Source organism: [Clostridium] ultunense DSM 10521, assembly GCF_000511955.1.
GTDB lineage: Bacteria > Bacillota > Clostridia > Tissierellales > Tepidimicrobiaceae > Schnuerera > Schnuerera ultunensis.
The window spans coordinates 616,590-617,856 of record NZ_AZSU01000003.1; the positions used below are offsets into that span (position 1 = coordinate 616,590).

General features: G+C 30.5%; 2 protein-coding genes. Both read left to right on the forward strand.

What is annotated here, in order from left to right; translation table 11 throughout:
- Positions 1–69 precede the first annotated feature (69 nt).
- Positions 70–735, forward strand: coding sequence for an NAD(P)H-hydrate epimerase (locus CUL_RS0110245; RefSeq protein WP_025641528.1), 666 nt, complete (start codon positions 70–72; stop codon positions 733–735).
- A gap of 177 nt (positions 736–912) precedes the next feature.
- On the forward strand, positions 913–1,267 hold a 355-nt coding region (locus CUL_RS17175), incomplete at its 3' end, for a transposase (protein WP_035143057.1).

The following is a 1,267-nucleotide window of genomic DNA, read 5'->3' on the forward strand; positions in this document are numbered from 1 at the left end:
TTTAACATTAAAAACTACTTTTAATAAATCCCAATAATCATATATAATAGAATATAGGAGGCGAGATTGATGTTTACAATTAGTTGTAGTGAAATGAAGGCCATGGATAGTTATGCCATTAATAGTATTGGCATTCCTAGTATTGTACTTATGGAAAATGCAGCATTGAAAGTATTAAAAAATATAGATTTAGAGAAAATAGATTCCTTTACCCTTGTTTGTGGAGTTGGAAATAATGGTGGAGATGGACTGGCCATTGCCCGCCATTTAGTTTTAGCAAATAAAGCAGTCGATTTGTTTATAATTGGAAATTTAGATAAGAGGACCAAGGATTTTAATATTAATCTAAATATACTTAATAATTTAGGCATAGATTTCATCCATATAACCAAAGATGAAGATCTGAAAAAACTAAAGCACTCCTTAAATATTAGTGAATTAGCTATAGACTCTATCTTTGGAATTGGCCTAACAAGAGAAATTGAAGGTTTGTTCCGAAAAACCATTGATATTATAAATAAATATTCAAAAGATATAATATCCGTTGACATACCATCAGGATTAGATGGGGATACGGGACAAGTCTTGGGAATTTCTGTGAAAGCCAAAAAAACAGTAACCTTCCACCATATGAAAAAGGGCCTAATAAATAGTAAAGAATATGCTGGAGATGTAATAGTTGAAGATATTGGGATCCCAGATAAGGCCACTAAAATGGTATTAGGAATAGAGTAGACTTCTATAACAATAAAATTATTTTAAATAAAAAAATAAGGCTCTATCATAGCTTAACTATTGATTATGATAGAGCTACTATTTCGGTAGTGTAAAATAATTTGTGCTTTTAGGAAATAAAATTCTCTTTTCTGGCAAGAATCTAAATAAGACCAAAACTAGAAAGGAGAATTTTTTATGGCAACTTTACCAAAGGAAGTTTTAAGAAATATGATAGTAGATGGAGATTTAAAAACAGTAAATGATCTCCACACATATCTTAAAGAAATGTTTAAAGATGCACTACAAGAGATGTTAGAGGCAGAATTAGAGGTAGAATTAGGATATGTAAAAGGAGATAAAAAGAACAAAAATACAGATAATCGTAGAAATGGTACTACGAAAAAGACTGTAAGCACTCGTTTTGGAGAAATTGAGTTAGATATACCAAGAGATAGAAATGGCGAATTTGAACCAGTAGTAGTTCCAAAACATACAAGGGATATATCAGGTATAGAAGAACAAATAATATCCCTTTATGCAAGAGGAATGT